Source organism: Pseudomonas sp. p106 (assembly GCF_003936645.1).
In the GTDB taxonomy this organism is placed as follows: domain Bacteria; phylum Pseudomonadota; class Gammaproteobacteria; order Pseudomonadales; family Pseudomonadaceae; genus Aquipseudomonas; species Aquipseudomonas putida_E.
Map to the genome: position 1 here is coordinate 33,806 of NZ_RHQR01000012.1, position 23,542 is coordinate 57,347.

Below are 23,542 nucleotides of genomic sequence, written 5' to 3' on the forward strand. Positions count from 1 at the left end.
CCATGTCCCGACATTCCTCCTCCGCCGTCTTGCGCTGCTGGCTGCCACTGGCTGCCAGCATGGCCTTGTGGGCCGGCATGAGTCATGGCGCGGCCAGTGCCCTGGGGCCGGTCGCAGGCCTGCCGCGCGAGTTCGAGGCGCATTTCTTCGATGTGCCGTTGGCCGTACGGGTCGACCTGGACGGCCGTTACCTCGGTGATGCCATGGTGGTGCTCAGCCGCGACCAGCAGGTGCAGTTGCTGGAATTCACCGAAACCTTCGACAGCCGCGAGCCCGAGAGCCTGCGACGACGCTGGCGCGAGCGCCTGGCCGATGGCAGGCCCCTGGGCGACTGCCAGGCAGACTGCCCGGAAGGCTTGCGTGCGATTCATTACAGCCTGGCCAACTCGCAGCTGTCGCTGCTGACCGACCGTGCCGAAGTGGCCGCCACTGCCGAACGTTTTCATCGCCTGCCGGAGCAGGGCAGCCACGGCCTGTTGCTGCGCAACCAGCTCAACCTGGTCAATGATGGCGTCGCCACCAGTGGCCGCTACGCCTTGCAGGGCCAGGCCAGTGTCGGCCAGTGGACAGCCCTGGCCGACGGCCAGCTCGACCGCGGCAGCGACAGCCGCGAGGGCACCCGCTACCGGGTCGACCAGCTGTATGGCGAGCGCCTGGTCGAGGACCATTTCTACCGCCTGGGGTACTTCACCCCCAGCGCCCAGGGCCTGACCCGCCAACCCAGGCTGATGGGCGCCAGCCCTGACACGACCCTGGGCCTGATGTTCGGCAGCAGCGACAGCCTGCTCATCGACAGCGCCGCGCCCAGTGCCACGCCCATCCATGTCACACCCAGCCGCCCGGCCGTGGCGCAGATCTACCGCAACGGTGTGCTGATCAACAGCCAGCCGGTGCAGCCAGGGTTGCAGACCCTCGATACCAAGGTGCTGCCCGGCGGCATCTACGAGGTCGAAGTACGTCTGGTCGAGGACGGCCAGGTCAGTTCGCGCAGCCAGGCATTCGTCTACAAGCCCGGCAACTGGCGCAGTACCGACGCACCTTGGCGTTACAACCTGTATGTCGGGCGCCAGAGCAGTGAGCTCAGCAATTGGCAGGCCGTGCATGACGACACCCTGGCGGCGGGCGTGCTGGCCAACTACCTGCTGCACCCAAGGGCAATCGTCGGTGTGTCCGCTCAGCGGCTCGACGATGCCATGCAATACGGCACCTCACTGGACTGGGATGTGCGCGACCGGCTCAAACTCTATGGCAACCTGTTCCAGGCCCAGGGCCATGGCAACGGCTTCGACCTGCAACTGATCCATGCCTACGCGAGCGGCTCGCTGGTCGCAAGCCACAGCCGCACCTGGCTGGCGCAGCCCGGCAGGGACTACCTTGGCAATGCACCTGCACGGCCATTCACCCGGCGCCAGACGCAATCATCGCTGTCCTTGAACCATCGCCTGGACCCTCGCAACACCGCCAGTGTGCGTGTGTCGCACAGCAGTGGCAGTGATGCCGGCACCGGCATCGATCTGGGGTGGGCCTATTACGGGCGTTTGTTTGGCTCTGACGCCAACTGGCGCTTGTCGCTGTTCGATCGCCCGGGCAACAGCGGTACCGGTGATGCGCGCAACCGTGGCATCAACCTGAGCTTGAGCATGAGCCTGGGCGACGGCGGCCGACGTTTGTCCGCCAGCATCGGCAGCCGAACCTCGCGTGACGGCGGGCGTGACCTCAATACCTCGCTGGGCTATCGGCAGGATGTAGAGATCGGCCCATTGCGCAGCATTGGCGCCACCCTCAGCGCCGACCGCTACGGCACGGGGCTGGGGGCCGATACCCAGTTCGAGAACCCGTTCATGCAAGGTGACGCTTACCTGCAGCGCTCCTCCTACAACGGCGAATTCACCGGTGGCCTGAACCTGCAAAGCCTGCTGGCCGTGGGTGCCGGCAAGGCGGCAGTGAGCGGCCAGCCCCTGGGGCACCAGGCCGCGTTGATCGTCGATGTGGACACCGACATCGACGGCCTCAGGTTGCGTGCCGACGATGCCATGGGCGTCAACCTGCATGCCGGGCGCAACATCATCCCGGTCACCGCCTACAAGCCCGGGCATGTGCAGTTCGATTTCGACGGGAGCGAGGCGACCGCCGCCGTGATACAGCCATCGAGCGTTGACTACCACCTCAACCGCGGGGGCATCGACTACCGCCAGGTTCGTGTACTGCGCACCGTCACCGTGCTGGGGCGCCTGCTCGATGGCCAGGGCCTGCCGTTGCGTGGCGCACAGGTGATCAACCATGCCAGCCGCAGTGTCAGCGAGGCCGATGGCTTTTTCGCGGTGGAAATGAGCGAAGCGGCACCGACCCTGGAAATTCGCCAGCGCGGGCAACCGCTCTGTCTCGTACGCCTGGACCTGGAAGGCCTGACGCGTGAAGGCGACGTGCTGCTGGCCGGCGACCAACAGTGCCAGCCCGAGATTGCATCGCGATCTTCGTGAGTTTCGGAATTTTCCTACTGCTTTAGCCGTGGCCGACGGGTTGCGCACGGCAATACCCTTAATCAAATCACCAGGGAGCTTCGCCACATGAAAATGCTTTCTCTATCGGCCTTCGTCCTGCTGGCCATGCCACTGGCTGCCGTGGCCACCCCCGAACTGAACGTTGGCGGATTGTACGATTACCTCGACGGTGACAGGAGCACCCTGCTCAAGCGTGTGCGCAACAGCGGCGACAGCACGGCGTTCGTCAAGGTCAGCGTCGCCGAGCTGGTCTATGACGATGCCGGGGTGGCCCACGAAATCGATACCGACGGCCTGGCCCTGGAGCAGCGCGGCCTGGTCGCCAGCCCGGCGCGGTTGATCGTGCCGGCCCACGGCATGCAGGCCGTGCGCCTGTTGTACCGTGGCCCGCGGGACCAGGAGCGTTACTTCCGCCTGCGCTTCATGCCAGTGCTGCCGGAATTGGGTGACGGTTTTGCCGTGGACGAACAGGAGGCGGCGCAGTACCGCGACGGCCTCAGGGCGGGGGTAAACCTGCTGGCCGGCTATGGCTCGCTGCTGTTCGTACGGCCGGCGCAGGCGCAGTACCAGACTGCCGTGCAGCGCGAAGCAGGGGTGTTGAAGGTGGCCAACCAGGGCAACGCCACGGTGGTACTCGACCATTTCCGGCAGTGCCGTGCGCCAGGGCAGGAGTGCGAACCGGCCACCAAACACCATTTGCTGCCCGGACGCAGCCGGCAGTTCCCCGGCGACGCCAGCCGCATGCACCAGTTCGAACTGTATGAAGGCCAGTTGCGCAGCGCCAAGGTGATGCAATGAAGGGCCTGTTCACCTGGCGCCCGGGCTGGCGGCTGCGAGGTGTACTGGGCGCTGCGCTGCTGCTTGCCGCGCCGCTGGCCAGTGCGCTCGATGTGACCATTTCAGCGCAGTATCGCGGCGGCGGCACTGGGCGTTTCGACAACACCACGCCGCCAGGCGGCCTGTGCAGGTGGTGGAGCAGTACCTGCCGGGACCGCACCACGGTTACCTTGCCTATCACCTACGACAAGAAGACCACCAAGGGTGCAGCCGACCCGCGTGACGAGTTCTTCATCGGCCTGCCGGCCAGGCGCCAGGTCGATGTCTACCATGATGCCACCGGCGATTCACGGCAGTTGCTCTTTGACTGGACAGCCATCAGCCAGAGGGTGCAGACCGCTGGCAATATCATTAATCACCCCTTGTACCAGATGAACCTCCATGGCGGCTGTACCAGCCTGGGGAACCAGTCACAGTTCAGGCCGGCCCTGGTGTCGTACCTATTCGATATAACCCAGCCCTCCGCGCCATTGCCATGTTGGGCAAATGGTCGCAATGCGTCGAACGGTCGGGTGGAAATCGCCTCGGTGATCGAGACCAGCGTGGCCTACGCCCTCGACATCACTCCGCCTTTTCGCATGCCCAGCGGCACTTGGCGTGGCAGCGTAACCTACAGCATTGGCCCAGGTGGTGATTTCGACTTCGGTAATGATGTTACCGCCCTCAGTGGCGACAGCCTGACGGTCAACTTTGTTCTCGATGTTCAGCATGCTTTCATTTTCGAGTTCCCCCCGGGGTCGGACCGCGCAGTGCTGGAGCCACCCGGGGGCTGGCAGGCCTGGCTGGCCGGCGGCAAGCCACCGCAGCGGCTCGCCCGCGACCTGCCGTTTCGGGTGTGGTCGACTGGCCCGTTCAAGGTCTACAAGCTCTGCCAGCACTATATCGATACCCGCTGCGCTGTGCGCAACGACACCGCAGACCAGGTGCCCGTCGAAATCACCATGAGCCTGCCTGCAGGCATCGAACACCAGGGTGCGCCGGTGCAGCGCCTGGCGTTGCCCAGTGGGCGCCTGGCTGCGCTGCAGTTCGATGCGGCCATGGCGACCTTGAACCGTCCCGGCCAGCTGCACTTTCAGGTCGCTCGGGATGACGTGCTCGGTATGCTCAAACATCCCGGCACCACCTATACCGGCCAGGCCACCGTGGTGTTCGATGCCGAGTTGTAGGCAGCGAGCAGAATTACAAAGGAGTGCATCATGCCCACAGCGCTGGTGGTCGACGACCACCCATTTATCCGTGCCACGGTCTGCCAGTTGCTGCGCCAGCAGCAGGTCGAAGTGGTTGGCCAGGCCGACAACGGCATCGATGCGGTGCGCCTGGTGCGCGAGCTGGCGCCGGATCTGGTGATCCTCGACATCGCCATGCCTGGCCTGGACGGGCTGGAGGTCATCAGCCGCATCCAGGCCTGCAGCCGTCCGAGCAAGGTCGTGGTGCTGACTTCACAGTTGGCCGTGGCCTACTCGTTGCGCTGCCTGCAGGCGGGGGCAGCCGGCTACGTGGCCAAGACCGATGACCTGGATGAACTGGGCAAGGCGGTACGTGCTGCGCTGTCGGGTTTTACCTACTTCCCCGCAGTGGCCTTGAGCTCGGTGCACAAACAGGACCTGCAGGCCACCGAGCCGCAGTGTATCGCCAGCCTGTCCGACCGTGAGCTGATGGTGTTGCAGTACCTGGCCCGCGGCCTGAGCAACAAAGCCATCGGCGAGGCCATGCTGCTGAGCAACAAGACCATCAGCACCTACAAGACGCGCCTGCTGGAAAAGCTCAGGCTCAACTCGCTGATTGACCTGGCGGATTTCGCTCGCCGCAATCAGCTGATCTGAATTTCGCCCCGCGTGCCCTTACGTGCCTTGCTCCTGGCGTTGCTCTGTTTCGTGCTGACACTGCCAGCGCTGGCCAGGCCGCAGTTGCACGCGCGGGCCACCCTGGACGGGCCCCGCCACGAGCCCAATGAAGCAGGCATACGCTGGTTGTGGGCGCGCCGCTCGCTGCGTTTGGGCGTGCTGGCCCAGGACAACCCGCCCCTCGACATCCTCGGCACCGGCAGCGCCTATGAAGGCATTACCGCTGATTACGCCGGGCTGCTGGGCGAACAGTTGAACCTGCAGGTGCAGGTGCAGGTTTTCGAAGCGTTCGCCGAGGCGCATGCGGCATTGCGTGCAGGCGAGGTCGACCTGCTCGGCTCGGTCACCAGCCGCCAGGCGCTGGACGCGGGGTTGCGGCTGTCACGGCCTTACGCCGAGGATTGCCCCTTGCTGCTGGCGCGTGAGGCGCGTGGCCGTGAACGGGTCGATGACACGCACGGCCTCGACCTGGTGATGGTCCAGGGCTATCGCAGCCTGGAGCAGGTCCGCGAACGCTACCCTCAGGCACGTGTGCAAACCCACCTTTCTCCGTTCGATGCCCTGGCGACGTTGGCACTCGGGCATGCCGACCTGTACTTGGGCAATGCCTTGGCGGCCCGCTACGCGTTGGGCCGCGGCCAGCTTGCCGGTGTCGAGGAAGTCGGCCACGCCGGGCTGCCCCGGCAGGGCATCGGTTTTGCCATGCTCAATGGCGATACGCCCTTGCCGGGGCTGGTCGATGCCGCCCTTGGCAACCTCACCGAGCGCCAGCACCAGCGCATTCGCGAACGGTGGAGCCCACTGGGCGCCGCCGCGCAGCGGCCAGTGCCGCTGCAGTTGAGCGAGGCCGAGCAGCGCTGGTTGCTCGACAATCCACGCGTGCAGGTGGCGATGGACGAGCAGCTGTTGCCGCTGAGCTTTCGCGATGGCAAGGGCCAATGGCGGGGCCTGAGCCTGGATGTGCTGCAACTGATCAGCCGGCGCACCGGGCTGCGTTTCGAGGTGCAGGCTGGCGGCACGCTGCAAGGCATGCTCGAACAACTGCGCGAGGGCGAGGTGCAACTGATTGCCGGCCTGCCGCGCAGCCCAGCCCTGGAGCGCCAGGTGTCCTTCAGCCGTGCTTACCTCAGTGCCTCGCGGGTACTGGTGACGCGCGATGCACCGCAGGCTCCCGGCAACCTCGAGCAACTGGCCGGGCGACCGCTGGCACTGGTGTGGGGCAGTGCCCTGCATGAAATGCTTGGCCAGCATTATCCGCAGGTTGTGCCAATGGCCGTGGCCAGCCCCGTTGAAGCCTTGCGCGCCGTGGCTCGCGGCAAGGCGGCCGCCGCCGTGCTGACCCTCGATGACGCGCGAGCACTGATCGCGCGTGGCTACCCGGGCCAGCTCAAGATCAGCGCCAGCCTGCCGCTGCCGCCCGCGCATTTCGCCCTGGCCAGCGCCCGCGGGGCGGTTGAACTGCAGGGCATACTCGACAAAGCCCTGCTCAGCCTGTCACCGCACGAGATTGACGGCCTGGTACGTCGCTGGCGCAACCCGATGATCGTCGCTGACGGTGTGTGGCAACGTTACCGCGGCCGTATCCTGCTGGGTTTTGCCACGGCCCTGCTGTTGCTCGGCCTGGCCTTGCTGTGGATCCGCTACCTGCGGCGCCTGCAGGTGCAATTGCGCCGTGCCAAGCGTGAGGCCGATGCCGCAAACCAGGCCAAGACCCAGTTCCTGACCACCATGAGCCACGAGCTTCGCACGCCCTTGCATGCCGTGCAGGGCATGCTTGAACTGGCACGGCGCAAGGCCGAGCGAGGCGAGTTCGACCACCTGGCACTGGAGGTGGCCGACGAAGCGGCGCGTGGCCTGCTGGAACTGATCGGAGACATCCTGGACATCACCCGTATCGAGTCCGGGCACTTGCAGTTTGCTGCCCAGCGGGTGTGCCTGCGCGAACACGTGGGGCGGGTGCTGCAGTTGTTCGAGCAGCAGGCGCGCAGCAAAGGCCTGGCGTTGCGCCTGGTTACCCAAGGCCAGGTGGATGCCCAGGTCATGCTCGACCCGCTGCGCTTCAAGCAGGTGCTGGCCAACCTGCTGAGCAATGCCATCAAGTTCACCGAACACGGCGAGGTGACGGTGAACCTGTCGGCAACAGCGGTGGACGGCTACCTGGCGGTGGAGCTGACGGTGCGCGATACCGGTGTCGGCATTGCCGCAAGCGAGCTTGCGCACCTGGGGCAACCGTTCCGTCAGGCCAGCAACCAATGCCAGTCACCGCGCTGCAGCGCCGGCCTGGGCCTTGGCATCAGCCGCAGCCTGTGCGAGATGATGGGCGGCAGCCTGCACCTGCACAGCGTGCTGGGGCAGGGCACCGAAGTGAACGTGCGCCTGAGCCTGCCGCAGTTGAGTGCTGCCCAGCAACGGCCGGCGGCCGCTACCGGTGACACTCGTCACCCGCCCCAGCCGCTGCGCCTGCTGGTGGTCGACGACTATCCGGCCAACCGCCTGTTGCTGGTGCAACAGCTCGAATACCTCGGGCATCAGGCGTGCGTTGCCCAGGACGGTACCCAGGCCTTGCGCTTGTGGTTGGGCGAGCACTTCGACGGGGTGATCAGTGACTGCAACATGCCTCGGCTCAACGGCTACGCGCTGGCCCGCGCCATTCGCGAGCACGAGCGGCGCAGCGGCAGGCCCAGGTGCCAGGTGATCGGTTTGACTGCCAGTGCCACACAGGTTGAACGCCGGCGCTGCCGTGCAGCAGGCATGGACGCTTGCCTGTTCAAGCCTGTGGGGCTGGACGGCCTGGTTCGGGCCTTGGCCCGTGCCAGTCCTGCACTGCTGGACATCGAACACATCAGGCGGCTGGTGGCTGGCGACGAGGCTGCACTGCGAGCGTTGTTGGCCGACCTTCGTGCCAGCAACCTGCAGGACCTGCAGCTACTTGCGCAGGTGCCGGCCAATGCTGAGGCGCTGGCCATGCTGGCCCATCGGGTAAAGGGAGGCGCCCGGATCGCTCGGGCAAGAGTGATAGTCGACCTGTGCGAGCGGTTGGAGCGCAGATGCCAAGCCAAACCGCCCGCACCGGGCGATATCGAGCAGGATGTGGGGGCGCTGCGCGAGGCCATGCTGCAGCTTGAACAGCAACTGGCCTTGCACGCCCCTGGTTCAAATCATGCCGAGCAACAACAACACCAGCAGAATCACCAGCACCACGCCAATGATGCCGGATGGGCCATAGCCCCAGCTGCGCGAGTGTGGGAAGACCGGTAAGCCACCAATCAACAGCAGGATCAGGATGATGATGAGGATCGTGGTCATGACGGAGTCCTTGCGTGGTTAGGGGTCAAGAGCCTCGTACAGCTGGCCTCTTGTTAATTCGGACCGGCGCCGCTTGGCAAAGATTCCATTTGCCTGGTACTGACCGTTTGGTCATGCCCGCCCATTCACTACCCTGATGAACCCTCTCTGGCGCCAACGCCTTGATTAGACTGGGCTGACCACCCATCAGTACAAGGCCTGCCACCATGCACAAACGCATCATGATCACTGGCGCCGGTTCCGGCCTCGGCCGCGAGATCGCCCTGCGCTGGGCGCGCGAGGGCTGGCGCCTGGCGTTGGCCGACGTCAACGAGCCAGGCCTGCGCGAAACCCTGGAGCTTGTGCGCGGTGCCGGCGGCGAGGGCTTCGTCCAGCGCTGCGACGTGCGCGACTACAGCCAGCTGACCGCCCTGGCCCAGGCCTGCGAAGAGAAGTTCGGCGGTATCGATGTGATCGTCAACAACGCCGGTGTCGCCTCGGGCGGCTTCTTCGCCGAGCTGTCGCTGGAAGACTGGGACTGGCAGATCGCGGTCAACCTGATGGGTGTGGTCAAGGGCTGCAAGGCCTTCCTGCCGCTGCTCGAACGCAGCAAGGGGCGCATCATCAATGTGGCGTCGATGGCGGCCCTGATGCAGGGGCCGGGCATGAGCAACTACAACGTTGCCAAGGCCGGTGTGCTGGCGCTGTCCGAGAGCCTGCTGGTAGAGCTGCGCCAGCTGGAAGTGGCTGTGCACGTGGTGTGCCCGTCGTTCTTCCAGACCAACCTGCTCGACTCTTTCCGCGGCCCGAACCCGGCCATGAAGGCCCAGGTGGGCAAACTGCTGGAGGGCTCGCCGATCAGTGCGGCGGACATTGCCGACTACATCCACCAGCAGGTGGAGGCCGGTGAATTCCTGATCCTGCCCCACGAGGCCGGGCGCCAGGCCTGGCAGCTCAAGCAGCAGGCGCCCCAGCGGCTGTATGACGAGATGGCAGAGATGGCGGTGAAAATGCGTGGCAAGGCCCAGGCGCGCGGATTGTAGTACCGTCTGTAGGGCGAATTACCTGCCGATGTAGGCTTGTTCTGAATTGCTGCGAGGGCGTTGAGTCACCGAATATCCCCATGCACTCTCCGGTTTTCCCTGTTGCCGGAGGACCGGAACATGTTGGTCATTGGACGCGTAGTCGGCGAAGTCATCAACATTGGTGACGATATTGAGATCAAGGTGGTGGAAACACGCAATGGCATGGTGCGTTTTGGCGTGAGTGCGCCGCGTGAAGTGTCGGTGCACCGGGCGGAGGTGTACAAGCGGATCAAGGCGGGGGAGAAGCGCAAGGGCAATTCGGCTTGAGGTTGACCTCACCGGCCGCTTCGCAGGTTTGCTCCGCGAAGCGGCCGGTACCGGTCAGTCGAGCAGTTCGCGCGGCACATCATGCTTGGCCAGCAGTTGGCACTGTTGGCTTTCCGGGTCGAACAGGATGAACGCCTGGCCCTTGGCCAGCGCCTGGCGCACCCGCAGCACACGGGTTTCCAGCGGCGTGTCATCACCATTGTCGGTGCCGTCGCGGGTGACGAAATCCTCGATCAGGCGCGTCAGGGTTTCGGCTTGCAAGTGTTCGTAGGGGATCAGCATGGGCGGCATTCAGCTTGGTAAAAGAATGCGCCCATGCTACGCCAAACCGGGCCGCTACGGCTCACTCCTTGTTCCCCACCAGGCTGTCGACGGCAGGCACCCGGGTATCGCTCTCCATCTGCGCATCGTGCTCCAACTGGTGGCTGAAGCGCTCCAGCGAGGCATTGGCCGGGTTGGAATCGCTTGCGAACACCGGCGGGCTGAGCAGGTAGCCCGACAACAGGCGGCTGAGTGCGGCCAGGCTGTCGATGTGGGTGCGCTCGTAACCATGGGTGGCATCGCAACCGAACGCCACCAGCGCCGTGCGGATGTCGTGCCCGGCGGTGACCGCCGAATGGGCATCGCTGAAGTAATAGCGGAACACGTCACGGCGCACCGGCAGCTCCTGGTCGCCGGCCAGTTTCAGCAAGTGGCGTGACAGGTGGTAGTCATAGGGCCCCGACGAGTCCTGCATGGCCACGCTGACGGCGTGTTCGCTCGACGCCTGGCCGGGTGCCACCGGGGCGATGTCGATGCCGACGAATTCGCTGACGTCCCAGGGCAGGGCAGCGGCAGAGCCTGAGCCGGTTTCTTCGGTGATGGTGAACAGCGGGTGGCAGTCGATCATCGGCTGGCGGCCACTTTCCACGACTGCCTTGAGGGCAGCGAGCAGCGCGGCCACGCCGGCTTTGTCGTCCAGATGGCGGGCACTGATATGGCCGCTGTCGGTGAACTCCGGCAGCGGGTCGAACGCCACGAAGTCGCCAATGGCAATCCCCAACGACTCGCAGTCGGCGCGGGTGGTGCAGTAGGCGTCCAGGCGCACTTCTACGTGCTCCCAGCTGACGGGCATCTGGTCGATGGCGGTATTGAAGGCGTGCCCGCTGGCCATCAGCGGCAGCACGCTGCCGCGGAACACGCCGGTGTCGGTGAATACACTGACCCGGCTGCCCTCGGCGAAACGGCTCGACCAGCAGCCCACCGGGGCCAGGGCCAGGCGGCCGTTGTCCTGCAATTGGCGCACGCTGGCGCCGATGGTGTCCAGGTGGGCCGAGACGGCGCGGTCTGGGGAGCTTTGCCGGCCCTTGAGGGTGGCGCGGATGGTGCCGCGGCGGGTCAGCTCGAAGGGAATGCCCAGTTCGTCCAGGCGTTCGGCGACATAGCGCACGATGGTGTCGGTGAAGCCGGTCGGGCTGGGGATGGCGAGCATCTCCAGCAGGACGCGCTTGAGGTAGTCAAGGTCCGGCTCGGGGTATCGTTCAGACATGGGTACTCCTCGGGTAAAGCTGTGCTCTGGCGGGCCCTATCGCCGGCAAGCCGGTTCCCACATGGACCGTGATGAGCCTTGTAGGAGCCGGCTTGCCGGCGATAGGGCCGTCATGGATTCACGCCAACGCCCGGCTATGCGGGAACAGCAGGTCGACAAAGCGCTCTGCCGTTGGCTGCGGTTCATGGTTGGCCAAGCCGGCGCGTTCATTGGCCTCGATGATCACGTAGTCCGGCTGTTCGGCATCACGCACCATCAGGTCCAGGCCCACCACTGGAATTTCCAGCGCCCGCGCCGCGCGCACGGCGGCGTCGGCCAGCACCGGGTGCAGGCGCTCGGTAACGTCCTCCAGCGTGCCGCCCGTGTGCAGGTTGGCGGTGCGGCGCACGGCCAGGCGCTGGCCTGCAGGCAATACGCTGGTGTAGTCGAAGCCCGCATCACGCAGGGTGCGCTCGGTTTCGTCGTCCAGCGGAATGCGGCTTTCGCCACCGGTAGCAGCCTGACGGCGGCGGCTCTGGGCCTCGATCAGCTCAAGAATGCTGTGTTTACCGTCGCCGACCACCTGGGCCGGGTGCCGAATCGCCGCCGCAACCACCTCGAAACCGATCACCACGATGCGCAGGTCATGGCCCGGGTGGAAGCTCTCCAGCAGCACACGGCTGTCGAAACGGCGGGCGTGTTCTATGGCTTGGCTGACTTCCTCGTAAGTGGTCAGGTTCACCGCCACCCCTTGGCCCTGCTCGCCATCCACCGGCTTGACCACCACCGCGCCGTGCTCGTCGAGAAACGCCAGGTTGTCGTCGGCATTGCCGGCCAGTTGCTGCACCGGCACCAGCAGGCCGGCGTTGTGCAAGGTTTGCTGGGTCAGGCGCTTGTCCTGGCAGAGGGTCATGCTGACCGCACTGGTCAGGTCGCTCAGCGACTCGCGGCAACGCACCCGACGCCCGCCCAGGCTGAGGGTGAACAGCCCGCCTGCGGCGTCGTCCACCTGCACCTCGATGCCACGGCGGTAGGCCTCATCGACGATGATCCGTGCATACGGGTTCAGCCCCGCTTCAGGGCCGGGGCCCAGAAACAATTGCTGGTTGATGCCGTTCTTGCGTTTGACCGCGAAGGTCGGCAGGTTGCGGAAACCGAGCTTCTCGTACAGCCGCTTGGCCTGGCGGTTGTCGTGCAACACCGACAAGTCCAGGTAGGCCAGGCCGCGGCTCATGAAGTGCTCGACCAGGTGGCGCACCAGCACCTCACCCACGCCAGGGCGGGTGCAATGCGGGTCCACGGCCAGGCACCACAGGCTGCTGCCGTGCTCAGGGTCATCGAACGCCTTGCTGTGGTTCAGGCCCATGACGCTGCCGATCACCGCGCCGCTGTCTTCGTCCTCGGCCAGCCAGTACACCGGCCCGCCCTGGTGGCGCGGCGTCAGCAGCTCGGGCTGCACCGGGAGCATGCCGCGTGCCTGGTACAGGGTGTTGATGGCCTGCCAGTCGCTGGCGCTTTGTGCGCGGCGGATACGGAAACCGCGAAACACCCGTTGCGCCTGGCGGTAGTCGGTGAACCACAGCCGCAGCGTGTCGGACGGGTCGAGGAACAGCTGCTGCGGTGCCTGCGCCAGCAGCTGTTGCGGGGCCGCCACATACAGCGCGATGTCGCGCTCGCCGGGACGTTCCTGCTGCAGCGCCTCGGCCAGGCTGGCCGGGTCCGGGTAGGTGTGGCCTATCAGCAGCCGGCCCCAGCCGCAGTGCAGCGCACGCGGCTGGCTGTGGGGCTCGCTGCCATCGCCGGCCAGGCGCGCCTGCAGGCGCTCGTAGGACGGCGCCTGGCCACGCAGCAGGCGCTGACCGTAGGCGGTTTCATGGGCTTTCATCGGTCAGATTCCTTGTTCGCTGAGCCACAGGTTCAGCGCCGCCAGCTGCCACAGCTTGGAGCCGCGCAGCGGGGTAAGCTGGCCATGCGGGTTGCTCAGCAGGCGGTCTACCATGGCCGGGTTGAACAGCCCGCGGTCCTGGCTGGGGTCGGTGAGCAGTTCGCGTACCCAGTCCAGGGTGGCGCCTTGCAAGTGCTTGAGGCCGGGTACCGGGAAGTAGCCTTTCTTGCGGTCGATCACCTCATGGGGGATCACCCGGCGTGCGGCTTGCTTGAGCACTTGCTTGCCGCCATCGGGCAATTTGAAGCGCGCCGGGATGCGTGCCGACAGCTCGACCAGGCGGTAGTCCAGGAACGGTGTACGGGCCTCCAGGCCCCAGGCCATGGTCATGTTGTCGACCCGTTTGACCGGGTCGTCGACCAGCATCACCGTGCTGTCCAGGCGCAGCGCCTTGTCCACTGCCTCGGCCGCGCCCGGGCGGGCGAAGTGTTCGCGCACGAAGTCGCCGGCCACGTCGGTTTCCAACAGCCACGGCGCTTGCACGGTGTCGCGGTACTCGGCATGGCTGCGGTCGAAGAATGCATCGCGGTAGGCGCCAAAGGCATCCTTGGCGCCGTCCACCTGCGGGTACCAGTGGTAGCCGGCGAACAGCTCGTCGGCACCCTGGCCGCTCTGCACGCCCTTGCAGTGCTTGGCCACTTCGCGTGACAGCAGGTAGAAGGCGATGCAGTCGTGGCTGACCATCGGTTCGCTCATGGCGCGGAACGCGGCCGGCAATTGCTCGATGATTTCGCTTTCGGCGATGCGCAGCTTGTGGTGGCGGGTGCCGTAGTGCTTGGCGATCAGGTCGGAGTACTGGAACTCGTCACCGCGCTCGCCGCCGGCATCCTCGAAGCCGATGGAGAAGGTCGACAGGTCATCAACGCCCACTTCGCGCAGCAAGCCGACCAAAAGGCTGGAGTCGACGCCGCCGGACAGCAGTACGCCTACGTCCACGGCGGCGCGCTGGCGGATGCCGACGGCATCACGGGTGGCATCGAGCACACGGGTGGTCCAGCCTTCCAGGTCCAGGTCGCGCTCGTCCGGGTTGGGGCCGTAATGCAGCTGCCACCAGGTTTGGCGTTCGACTTCACCGTGGCGGTCGACGCGCATCCAGGTGCCGGGTTCGAGCTTTTGCACATTGGCCAGCAAGGTGCGTGGCGCCGGCACCACGGCGTGGAAGTTGAGGTAGTGGTTGAGCGCTACCGGGTCGATCATCGGGTCGATGTCGCCACCTTTGAGCAGCGCTGGCAGGGTCGAGGCAAAGCGCAGGCGCTCGCCGTTGCGCGACAGGTACAAAGGCTTGACGCCCAAGCGGTCGCGGGCCAGGAACAGGCGCTGGTTGTCGCGCTCCCAGATGGCCAGGGCGAACATGCCGTTGAGCTTGGGCAGCAAGGCCGCGCCCCAGGCGTGGTAGCCCTTGAGCAGCACCTCGGTGTCGCCGTCGGACCAGAAGGTGTAGCCCAGGTCCTGCAGCTCCTGGCGCAGTTCGGGGAAGTTGTAGATGGCACCGTTGAAGGCCAAAGACAGGCCCAGGGTGTTGTCGACCATGGGCTGAGCCGAGCCGTCGGACAGGTCCATGATTTTCAGCCGGCGATGGCCCAGGGCAATCGGGCCCAGGCTATGGAAGCCCCAGGCGTCGGGGCCACGAGGCGCCAGGTGATGGGTCATGCGCTCTACCGCGGCGAGGTCCGCCGGGCGAGGGGCTTGGTCGATGGGGGTGAAACGCAACTCTCCTGCTAATCCGCACATAGGTCCTTACCGGTTTTTCCGTTGGGGAATCAGCGCCCCGGATTAGGGCGCCTGTAAGGAACTGACCTGGGGGATTTGCGAGAGTTTTAGACCAATCCGTTATAAGCAGCACTTTGTAATGCGGCCAACCGCCGGCAAGCCGGCTGCCACAGGGCTCAGCAGCGCTGCGGATCGTGGCAGCCGGCTTGCCGGCGATTGGGCTGCACAGCAGCCCCTTCATTTACCCCGAATCAACTTGCGCAAGCCAAACCGGTTCGGATGGCATGCCTCAGCCACCGCCCGCGGCAGCGGCAATGGCTCGCCACTGACCCAGGCAGCAATCAGCTCGCCCGAAAGCGGCGCCGTGATCAGCCCCCGCGACCCATGCCCGCTGTTCACATACAGCCCCTCCAGCCAGGGGCAGGGCACCTCGGGCACCTGCCGCGCGTCCTTGCCCAGGACTGCAAAGGCTTCGGCGAAGGCTGCAGGGTCGGCAACCGGCCCCACGATCGGCAAGTAATCCGGGCTGGTGCAGCGAAATGCCGCGCGCCCCTGCAACTGCTCAGGGGCAAGCGCTGCGACACCCAGGCGCCGGGCCAGGTCGCTGGAGATTTCATCCAGCATGGCCAGGTTGCCCTGGTGCTCGGCCACGGTCGGCGCCAGGTCATCGCTATGGAAGTCGAAGCTGGCCCCCAGCGTGTGCTCCTCACCCCTGGGCGGTGCCACATAGCCCTCGGCGCAAACCACGGTAGCCAGCGCCCGGCTGGCGTCGGTCACCGGCAGGCGGGTGATCTGCCCGCGGATGCGCTTGAGCGGCAACTGCGTACAGGGCCCGAAACGCTTCACGTCAGCCGCCCCGGCCAGCACCACCACTGGCGCGCTGGCCAGCAGCCGGTCGCCGGCCCAGGCTTGCCACAGGCCATCGGCCTTGCGCAGTGCGAGCACATCGTGATGGGCCAGCAGGCGAATGTTACGGTGCTGCAGTTGAGCGTTGCACAGTGCCGGTGGGTGCACCCAGCCGCCTTCGGGGTAGAACAACCCGCCGGCAGGCAGTGCGACCCCGGCAATCGCTTCGGCTTCACTGCGCTGCACGGCGCGCAGCAAGCTGCCCTCGAAGGCATCGGCGAGCTTGCCCTGGCGTTCGCCTTCCTTGCTGTCGAAGGCCAGTTGCAAAACCCCGCACGCATCCCAGTCCTGGCCGCGCTGCAGTAGGTCAAGCTGGCGCCGTGTATAGCCGAAGCCGGCCAGGATCATCTGCGACAAAGCCGTGCCGTGCGCGGACAGCTTGAGGTACAGCACGCCCTGGGGGTTGCCTGAGGCTTCGCGGGCCGCTGCGTCGTGACGCTCCAGTACCGTTACCTGCCAGCCGCGTGCGGCCAGGCTGGCAGCGCTGGCGCTGCCAGCGAGCCCTGCGCCGATCACCAGGGCCTCGCGCGGGCCTTCTGGGGCAGTTGGCCGGGCGTACCAGGGCGCCGACATGGGCGCGTTGGGCGTGCCGGTGTACTCACCGCTCATCACCTCCCACTTCTTGCCGATGCCAGGCACCTTCTTCATGGTGAAGCCGGCCTCGATCAAGCTGCGGCGAACCCAGCCGGTGGTGGTGAAGGTGCCCAGTGCGGTGCCGGCATGGGACAACCTGGCCAGTTGCGTGAACAGCTCGGGTGTCCACATGTCGGGGTTCTTCGCCGGGGCGAAACCGTCGAGGAACCACACGTCGATGCGTGCGTCCAGCTGCGGCAGCTGCTCCAGCACATCGCCGATCAGCAGGGTAAGGGTGATTCGGCCCTGGTCGAAGGTGAACTGCTGGAAGCCCTGGTGCACCGCGACGTACTGGCGCAAAAAGGGTTCGGTGAACGCCGCCAGCTCCGGCCACAGGCGCATCGCCCGGGCCATGTCGGCATGGCCCAGGGGGTACTTCTCGACGCTGACGAAATGCAGGCGGGCGTCGGCGTGGGCTGTTTCGGCGAACAGCTGCCAGGCGCAGAAAAAATTCATGCCGGTGCCAAAGCCGGTTTCGCCGATCACCAGGCAGGCGTGGGGCGCCAGGTTGGCGAAGCGCTGGCGCAGGCGGGTTTGTTCGAGGAACACATGCTGGGTTTCGGCAATGCCCTCGTTGATGGCGAAGTACACATCGCCGTATTGCCGCGAATGGGGGCGGCCCTGGTCGTCCCAGTCGATCTGGGCATGCTGAAGGAGGGTGGATGCGGGCATGGCTGGTTTCGCTGGAGGTGGGGAGCTGCAAGCGGCAAGCTGCAAGCTGCAAGAAAAAGCAGATGGTGGCACGGCCTGCGTTTTCTTGCAGCTTGAAGCGTGCCGCTTGCCGCCAGGATTCCGCTAATCTTGCTTATCCATTGAAGGAGCCAGTGCATGTTCGAATCCGCCGAAATTGGCCACAGCATCGACGACGATACCTTTGAGGCAGAAGTGCCCGCGCTGCGCGAGGCTTTGCTCGAAGCCCAGTACGAACTCAAGCAGCAGGCACGCTTCCCGGTGATCGTGCTGATCAATGGCATCGAAGGCGCCGGCAAGGGCGAGACGGTCAAGCTGCTCAACGAGTGGATGGACCCGCGCATGATCGACGTGCTCACCTTCGACCAGCAGACCGACGAAGAACTGGCCCGGCCCCCCGCCTGGCGCTACTGGCGGGCGCTGCCGCCAAAGGGGCGCATGGGCGTGTTTTTCGGCAATTGGTACAGCCAGATGCTGCAGGGCAGGGTGCATGGGCAGTTCAAGGATGCGGTGCTCGACCAGGCCATCACCGGTGCCGAGCGCCTGGAGCAGATGCTTTGCGACGAAGGTGCGCTGATCATCAAGTTCTGGTTCCACCTGTCCAAGAAACAGATGAAAGCGCGGCTCAAGTCGCTCAAGGACGACCCCTTGCACAGCTGGCGCATCAGCCCGCTGGACTGGCAACAGTCGCAGACCTACGACCGTTTCGTGCGTTTTGGCGAGCGGGTGTTGCGCCGTACCAGCCGTGACTATGCACCGTGGCATGTAGTTGAAGGGGTCGACCCCAACTACCGCAGCCTGGCCGTTGGGCGCATCTTGCTGGAAAGCCTGCAGGCCGCACTGGCCGTCAACCCCAAAGGCAAGCACCAGGGCAACATTGCGCCGCTGGGGCGCAGCATCGATCAGCGCAGCCTGGTCGGCGCGCTGGACATGACCCTGCACCTGGACAAGCAGGACTACCAGGAGCAACTGGTGACCGAGCAGGCTCGCCTGGCCGGCCTGTTGCGCCACAAGCACATGCGCCGGCACTCGCTGGTGGCCGTGTTCGAGGGTAATGATGCTGCAGGCAAGGGCGGGGCGATTCGCCGGGTGGCGGCAGCGCTGGACCCGCGCCAGTACCGTATCGTGCCGATCGCCGCCCCTAGCGAAGATGAGCGTGCGCAGCCGTACCTGTGGCGGTTCTGGCGGCACATTCCGGCACGCGGCAAGTTCACCATCTTCGACCGCTCCTGGTACGGCCGGGTGCTGGTGGAACGCATCGAAGGGTTCTGCACCCCGGCCGACTGGATGCGTGCCTATGGTGAAATCAATGATTTCGAGGAGCAGTTGGTGAACGCCGGCGCGGTAGTGGTCAAGTTCTGGCTGGCGATCGACCAGCAGACCCAGCTGGAGCGGTTTGAAGAGCGCGAGCAAATCCCGTTCAAGCGCTACAAGATCACCGAGGACGACTGGCGCAACCGCGACAAGTGGGACCTGTATGTGGATGCAGTGGGGGACATGGTCGACCGCACCAGCACCGAGATCGCGCCATGGACGCTGGTCGAGGCCAATGACAAGCGGTGGGCACGGGTGAAGGTGTTGCGCACCATCAATGAGGCCCTGGAAGCGGCGTTTGCCAAACACAAGAAATAGTCAGCCGCCATGCCGCAGGGGAATGACCTGATGAATTCTTTTCCCGCCTTTTTTCCCCGTTGGCAGGTAGCAAGCCTTTAGAATCGAGGCACCCTACAACGGGCTCGACCGAGGACTTTATGCACATCACATCCGGACGCCGGAGCTATGGACTGGCCCTGGCGCTTCTGACCGCACTGCTGTGGGGCATCCTGCCAATCAAACTCAAGCAAGTGCTGCAGGTGGTCGACCCGGTGACCGTCACCTGGTTCCGCCTGCTGGTGTCCGGCGGCCTGCTGTTCGCCTGGCTGGCAGCCAAGCGCCGTTTGCCTTCGTTCGGCAAGCTCGGCACCAAAGGCAAAGGCCTGGTGGCTGTGGCCGTGTGCGGCCTGATGGGCAATTACGTGCTGTACCTGATCGGCCTGAACCTGCTGAGCCCCGGTACTGCGCAATTGGTGGTGCAGATCGGCCCGGTGCTGCTGCTGGTGGCCAGCGTGTTCGTGTTCAAGGAGCGCTTCAGCCTGGGCCAAGGCCTGGGGCTGCTGGTGCTGCTTGCCGGCTTCGGGCTGTTCTTCAACCAGCGCCTTGAAGAGCTGCTGACCTCGCTGGGCACCTACACCACGGGCGTGCTGACCATCCTGCTGGCCACCAGTATCTGGGTGTTCTATGCCCTGAGCCAGAAGCAGCTACTGACGGTGTGGCATTCGCAGCAGGTGATGATGGTGATCTACCTGAGCTGCGCCGCGCTGCTGACACCCTGGGTGCACCCGCTGGAGGCGTTGCAGTTGACGCCCCTGCAAGGCTGGCTGCTGCTGGCCTGCTGCCTGAACACGCTGGTGGCCTATGGTGCTTTTGCCGAGGCACTGGCGCACTGGGAGGCATCGCGGGTGAGTGCCACGCTGGCGCTGACGCCACTGGTGACCTTTGTGGCGGTGGCAGTGGCGGCCTGGATGTGGCCTGCGTATGTGCAGGCTGAAGACATCAATGCCCTGGGCTATGTAGGCGCGGTGACCGTGGTGCTGGGGTCGACCCTGGTGGCCTTGGGGCCATCGCTGGTGGCCGGGTGGCGGGCGAGAAGGGCGCGCCTGGCTCAGGTTGGTTGAGAGCCTGTTCCGGCCCTATCGCCGGCAAGCCGGCTCCCACAAAACCCTTGTAGGAGCCGGCTTGCCGGCGATAGGGCCATAAGTACCAGCCAATCAATCAGCCCTTGCCACCCGGTGCCAGCATGTTCTCCGGCCGCACCCACTCATCGAACTGCTCATTGGTCAGGTACTTCAATTCCAGCGCCGCCTCACGCAGGGTCTTGCCCTCGCTGTAGGCCTTCTTGGCAATCTCTGCCGCTTTGTCATAGCCGATATGCGGGTTGAGCGCGGTCACCAGCATCAGCCCGCGCTCCAGGTGCGCCGCCATCTGTTCGGTATCCGGCTCTATCCCGGCCACGCAGTGCTGCTGGAAGTTGCGGCAGCCATCAGCCAGCAGCGTGATCGACTGCAGCAGGTTATGAATGATCACCGGCTTGAACACGTTCAACTGCAGGTGCCCCTGGCTGGCGGCAAAACCGATGGCCGCGTCATTGCCCAGCACCTGGCAGGCCAGCATCGACAGCGCTTCGCACTGGGTCGGGTTGACCTTGCCTGGCATGATCGAGCTGCCCGGCTCGTTGGCCGGCAGGCGCACCTCGGCCAACCCGGCGCGGGGCCCGGAGCCGAGCAGGCGCAAGTCATTGGCGATTTTCATCAAGGCCACCGCCAAGGTCTTCAGCGCCCCCGCCAGGCTGGTCAGCGGCTCGTGGCCGGCCAGGGCGGCGAACTTGTTTGGCGCGGTGACGAACGGCAGGCCGGAGAGGGCGGCCAGTTCAGCGGCAATGGCTTCGGCGAAACCCTGCGGGGCATTGAGCCCGGTGCCCACGGCAGTGCCGCCCTGGGCCAGTTCGCATACCGCCGGCAAGGTGGCGCGGATGGCGCGCTGTGCGTAGTCGAGCTGGGCAACGAAGGCCGACACCTCCTGGCCGAAGGTGATGGGCGTGGCATCCATCATGTGCGTGCGGCCAGTCTTGACCAGTTTGTGGTGGCGCGCCGACAGCTCCGCCAGCCCCGAAGACAGCTCGGCGATCGCCGGTAGCAGTTGCTCGTGCACCGCCTGTGCTGCGGCAATGTGCATGGCGGTAGGGAAGCAGTCATTGGAGCTCTGCGAGCGGTTGACATGGTCGTTGGGGTGCACCGGCGCCTTGCCGCCGCGGCCTTTGCCGGCCAGCTCGTTGGCCCGCCCGGCAATCACCTCGTTGACGTTCATGTTGCTCTGCGTGCCGCTGCCGGTCTGCCACACCACCAGCGGGAACTGGTCGTCGTGCTCGCCGTCGAGCACTTCGTCGGCAGCCTGCTCGATCAAGCGGGCGATGTCGGCTGGCAGGTCGCCATTGCGGTCGTTGACCCGTGCTGCGGCTTTTTTGATCAGCGCCAGGGCGTGCAGCACCGGGAGCGGCATGCGTTCCTTGCCAATGGCAAAGTTGATGAGCGAGCGTTGGGTCTGCGCGCCCCAGTAGGCGTGCTCCGGAACTTCGACCGGGCCCAGGCTGTCTGTTTCGATACGGCTCATGCTGCGTTCACTCCCTTGTCAGTCAGAATCAGCAGTTTAGGCCCCCATGCGATCGAGCGGTTCAATCGCTCGTCGTGCCACTTGAGCGCTGCACCCTGGCGGGAGCAGAATGCTCATCTCTGAGGTACCGCCTCCCCCTCCTTGAAGGATATGCAATGACCCGTCTCCGTGCCCTCTGTGCTGCCGTCGCCCTGGCCTGTGCCAGCGGCCAGGTACTCGCTGCCACCGCCAGCCACAACGCTGCCGCCGAGAAGTTCCTGACCCTGGCCAACGCTGACAAGCTGGGCACCCCGGTGTACATGCAGGTCCAGCAGATGTTCGCCCAGCGCTTCGCCCAGACCAAGGCCCCGGCCACCAAGCAGTCGGTGCTGGAAAGCTACCAGGCCAAGGCCAACGCCGCGCTGGACAGCGCCATCGGCTGGAACAAGCTCAAGCCGAAGATGGTTGACCTGTACACCCAGACCTTCACCGAGCAGGAGCTCAAGGACCTGGTCAAGTTCTACCAGTCGCCGCTGGGCAAGAAAGTCCTCAGCCAGATGCCCAAGGTCACCCAGCAGTCGGCCCAGCTGACCCAGCAAAGCCTGGAGCCGGCAGTGCCGGTGGTCAACAAGCTGCTCGAAGACATGACCAAAGAGCTTGACCCCAATGCCGGCAAGGCCGCCCCGGCCAAGAAGTGAGTAATACCCGATGACCATGCAGCAACGCATCGAGCAGCAGCTGGCCGCCCTGGCGCCGCAGCACCTTGAAGTGCTCAACGAAAGCCACATGCACAGCCGTGGCCAGGAAACCCACTACAAGGCGGTGATCGTCAGCGAGCAGTTTGCCGGGCTCAACAGCGTCAAGCGCCACCAGAAGGTGTACGCCACCATGGGTGAACTGATGGGCCAGATCCATGCGCTGGCCATCCACACCTACACCAGCGAGGAGTGGGCGAAGGTGGGTGTTGCACCTGCGTCGCCGGTGTGTGCAGGTGGCGGCAAGCACTGAATCCTTTTTGGCGTTCTGGTACAATCCGCGACATCCGGGGGGCCGCTTTGCGGCCCTTTCGCGACACAAGGCCGCTCCTACAGGGGTTATGTATTCACCTGTAGGAGCGGCCTTGTGTCGCGAAAGGGGCGCAAAGCGGCCCCCCAGCTTTTTGTCAAACCCGGTCCGCCCCTTACGAGGGCAACCACCTGGAGATTCAACGCAATGACCCACCCGATCGTCGTGGCGGCGCTGTACAAGTTCGTCACCCTTGAAGACTACGTAGAGCTGCGCGAGCCCCTGCTCAAGGCCATGCTCGACAATGGCGTCAAAGGCACCCTGCTGCTGGCCAACGAGGGCATCAACGGCACCGTTTCGGCCACCCGCGAAGGCATCGATGGCCTGCTCGCCTGGCTGCGCAGCGACCCGCGCCTGGTCGATGTCGACCACAAGGAATCCTACTGCGACGAGCAGCCGTTCTACCGCACCAAGGTCAAGCTCAAGAAAGAGATCGTCACCCTCGGCGTGCCGGGCGTGGACCCGAACAATGCCGTTGGTACCTACGTCGATCCCAAAGACTGGAATGCCCTGATCAGCGACCCGGAAGTACTGCTGATCGACACCCGCAACGACTACGAAGTGGCCATCGGCACCTTCAAGGGCGCAATCGACCCCAAGACCGAGACCTTCCGCGAGTTCCCCGAGTACATCAAGGCCAACTTCGACCCCAGCAAGCACAAGAAGGTCGCCATGTTCTGCACCGGCGGCATCCGCTGTGAAAAAGCCTCCAGCTACATGCTCGGTGAAGGCTTCGAGGCGGTCTATCATCTTAAGGGCGGCATCCTGAAATACTTCGAGGAAGTACCCCAGGAAGAAAGCCTGTGGGACGGCGACTGCTTTGTCTTCGACAACCGCGTCACGGTGCGCCATGACCTGACCGAAGGCGAGTATGACCAGTGCCATGCCTGCCGCCACCCGGTCAACGCCCAGGACCGCGCGTCCGAGCACTATTCGCCAGGCGTGAGCTGCCCGCACTGCTGGGACAGCCTGAGCGAAAAGACCCGGCGCAGCGCCATCGACCGGCAGAAGCAGATCGAGCTGGCCAAGGCCCGCAACCTGCCGCACCCGATCGGTTACAACTACAAAGCCGAGGCCTGATT

General features: G+C 65.2%; 18 protein-coding genes and 1 pseudogene. 12 read left to right on the forward strand and 7 right to left on the reverse strand.

Going from position 1 to position 23,542, the window contains the following annotated elements:
- Positions 1 to 2 precede the first annotated feature (2 nt).
- The 5 genes and pseudogenes from EGJ09_RS15825 to EGJ09_RS26785 form a co-directional block, all read left to right on the forward strand.
- Positions 3 to 2,480, forward strand: coding sequence for a CS1-pili formation C-terminal domain-containing protein (locus EGJ09_RS15825; protein ID WP_371928086.1), 2,478 nt, complete (start codon positions 3 to 5; stop codon positions 2,478 to 2,480).
- Positions 2,481 to 2,567: 87 nt separating this feature from the next.
- The gene (locus EGJ09_RS15830) at positions 2,568 to 3,299 is read left to right on the forward strand and encodes a molecular chaperone (RefSeq protein WP_125924320.1); all 732 of its coding nucleotides are present in this window, start codon (positions 2,568 to 2,570) and stop codon (positions 3,297 to 3,299) included.
- Positions 3,296 to 4,504: a hypothetical protein gene (locus EGJ09_RS26590; RefSeq protein WP_174142146.1), complete on the forward strand. Its 1,209-nt coding sequence runs from the start codon at positions 3,296 to 3,298 to the stop codon at positions 4,502 to 4,504. The genes EGJ09_RS15830 and EGJ09_RS26590 overlap by 4 nt, the downstream gene beginning before the upstream one ends.
- A 30-nt stretch (positions 4,505 to 4,534) precedes the next feature.
- On the forward strand, positions 4,535 to 5,161 hold the full coding sequence (locus EGJ09_RS15840; RefSeq protein ID WP_115272946.1) for a response regulator transcription factor: 627 nt from the start codon (positions 4,535 to 4,537) through the stop codon (positions 5,159 to 5,161).
- Positions 5,162 to 5,338: 177 nt separating this feature from the next.
- Positions 5,339 to 8,251, forward strand: a pseudogene (locus EGJ09_RS26785) (transporter substrate-binding domain-containing protein); the annotation flags it as partial.
- A gap of 84 nt (positions 8,252 to 8,335) precedes the next feature.
- Here EGJ09_RS26785 and EGJ09_RS15850 read toward each other — a convergent pair.
- Positions 8,336 to 8,488: a DUF3309 family protein gene (locus EGJ09_RS15850; protein WP_003252624.1), complete on the reverse strand. Its 153-nt coding sequence runs from the start codon at positions 8,486 to 8,488 to the stop codon at positions 8,336 to 8,338.
- A 206-nt stretch (positions 8,489 to 8,694) separates the two neighbouring features.
- On the opposite strand from EGJ09_RS15850, the gene EGJ09_RS15855 reads away from it, so the two are divergent.
- Together EGJ09_RS15855 and csrA are read left to right on the forward strand one after the other, a co-directional pair.
- Positions 8,695 to 9,510: an SDR family oxidoreductase gene (locus tag EGJ09_RS15855; protein WP_119688435.1), complete on the forward strand. Its 816-nt coding sequence runs from the start codon at positions 8,695 to 8,697 to the stop codon at positions 9,508 to 9,510.
- Between the two features lie 120 nt (positions 9,511 to 9,630).
- Entirely contained in the window at positions 9,631 to 9,819 is a 189-nt protein-coding gene (csrA, locus tag EGJ09_RS15860) for a carbon storage regulator CsrA (protein ID WP_046787397.1), read from the forward strand.
- 54 nt (positions 9,820 to 9,873) lie between these two features.
- Here csrA and EGJ09_RS15865 read toward each other — a convergent pair whose 3' ends face one another.
- From EGJ09_RS15865 to mnmC, 5 genes are all read right to left on the reverse strand, one after another.
- The gene (locus EGJ09_RS15865; protein ID WP_039603187.1) at positions 9,874 to 10,101 is read right to left on the reverse strand and encodes a YheU family protein; all 228 of its coding nucleotides are present in this window, start codon (positions 10,099 to 10,101) and stop codon (positions 9,874 to 9,876) included.
- A gap of 61 nt (positions 10,102 to 10,162) precedes the next feature.
- Positions 10,163 to 11,347, reverse strand: coding sequence for an osmoprotectant NAGGN system M42 family peptidase (locus EGJ09_RS15870; RefSeq protein WP_046787396.1), 1,185 nt, complete (start codon positions 11,345 to 11,347; stop codon positions 10,163 to 10,165).
- A gap of 118 nt (positions 11,348 to 11,465) precedes the next feature.
- Entirely contained in the window at positions 11,466 to 13,211 is a 1,746-nt protein-coding gene (ngg, locus tag EGJ09_RS15875) for an N-acetylglutaminylglutamine synthetase (RefSeq protein ID WP_046787395.1), read from the reverse strand.
- Positions 13,212 to 13,214: 3 nt separating this feature from the next.
- Positions 13,215 to 15,002 (reverse strand): N-acetylglutaminylglutamine amidotransferase, encoded by a 1,788-nt coding sequence (locus EGJ09_RS15880; RefSeq protein ID WP_046787394.1) that lies wholly within the window; start codon positions 15,000 to 15,002, stop codon positions 13,215 to 13,217.
- 216 nt (positions 15,003 to 15,218) lie between these two features.
- The gene (gene mnmC, locus EGJ09_RS15885) at positions 15,219 to 17,192 is read right to left on the reverse strand and encodes a bifunctional tRNA (5-methylaminomethyl-2-thiouridine)(34)-methyltransferase MnmD/FAD-dependent 5-carboxymethylaminomethyl-2-thiouridine(34) oxidoreductase MnmC (RefSeq protein WP_125924322.1); all 1,974 of its coding nucleotides are present in this window, start codon (positions 17,190 to 17,192) and stop codon (positions 15,219 to 15,221) included.
- Between the two features lie 156 nt (positions 17,193 to 17,348).
- Between mnmC and pap the strand changes: the two genes are divergently transcribed.
- Positions 17,349 to 18,842, forward strand: coding sequence for a polyphosphate:AMP phosphotransferase (gene pap / locus EGJ09_RS15890; protein WP_046787392.1), 1,494 nt, complete (start codon positions 17,349 to 17,351; stop codon positions 18,840 to 18,842).
- A 119-nt stretch (positions 18,843 to 18,961) separates the two neighbouring features.
- Complete coding sequence (locus EGJ09_RS15895) at positions 18,962 to 19,924, forward strand: DMT family transporter (RefSeq protein ID WP_115272940.1); 963 nt, start codon at positions 18,962 to 18,964, stop codon at positions 19,922 to 19,924.
- Positions 19,925 to 20,021: 97 nt separating this feature from the next.
- Here EGJ09_RS15895 and EGJ09_RS15900 read toward each other — a convergent pair whose 3' ends face one another.
- Positions 20,022 to 21,416, reverse strand: a complete 1,395-nt coding sequence (locus EGJ09_RS15900) for a class II fumarate hydratase (protein ID WP_046787390.1) — start codon at positions 21,414 to 21,416, stop codon at positions 20,022 to 20,024.
- A gap of 155 nt (positions 21,417 to 21,571) precedes the next feature.
- Here EGJ09_RS15900 and EGJ09_RS15905 point away from each other — a divergent pair, with 155 nt between their 5' ends.
- The 3 genes from EGJ09_RS15905 to EGJ09_RS15915 all read left to right on the forward strand — a co-directional run bounded on the left by EGJ09_RS15905 (position 21,572) and on the right by EGJ09_RS15915 (position 23,540).
- On the forward strand, positions 21,572 to 22,093 hold the full coding sequence (locus tag EGJ09_RS15905) for a DUF2059 domain-containing protein (protein ID WP_115272938.1): 522 nt from the start codon (positions 21,572 to 21,574) through the stop codon (positions 22,091 to 22,093).
- A gap of 10 nt (positions 22,094 to 22,103) precedes the next feature.
- Entirely contained in the window at positions 22,104 to 22,403 is a 300-nt protein-coding gene (locus tag EGJ09_RS15910; protein ID WP_046787388.1) for a BolA family transcriptional regulator, read from the forward strand.
- Positions 22,404 to 22,607: 204 nt separating this feature from the next.
- The gene (locus EGJ09_RS15915; protein WP_125924323.1) at positions 22,608 to 23,540 is read left to right on the forward strand and encodes a rhodanese-related sulfurtransferase; all 933 of its coding nucleotides are present in this window, start codon (positions 22,608 to 22,610) and stop codon (positions 23,538 to 23,540) included.
- Positions 23,541 to 23,542: the final 2 nt, after the last annotated feature.